Origin of the sequence: Vibrio sp. 10N.286.49.C3 (genome assembly GCF_041469545.1) — a bacterium.
GTDB lineage: Bacteria > Pseudomonadota > Gammaproteobacteria > Enterobacterales > Vibrionaceae > Vibrio > Vibrio tasmaniensis_A.
Window position 1 is genome coordinate 249 of sequence record NZ_JBFRKT010000018.1, and the last position, 288, is coordinate 536.

A 288-nucleotide genomic window follows, 5' to 3' on the forward strand; every position below is an offset into this window, starting at 1 on the left:
TTATCAACGGTTACAGATGGTGAAGTACTCCCGAACCTACTGAAACAAACACGTCGAAGCATCCTTGAGGTGTCTGGTGATGGCGCTTACGACACGAGAGCGTGTCGCGCTGCTATTAAGATGAAGCGAGCCGTTGCGCTTATTCCCCCAAGAGAAGGGGCAGCCTTCTGGGAGCGTGGTCATCCTCGAAATCTCGCCGTGGGTTGCCAGAAATTATACGGCTCAAATAAGTATTGGAAAGAGCGGTATGGATACCACAAACGTTCATTGTCAGAAACAGCGATGTAT

1 protein-coding gene is annotated in these 288 nt (G+C 49.7%); it reads left to right on the plus strand.

What is annotated here, in order from left to right; genetic code table 11:
• Positions 1 to 288, plus strand: a 288-nt coding sequence (locus AB4180_RS08730) for a transposase (RefSeq protein WP_372081808.1), incomplete at both ends; no start/stop codon positions are given.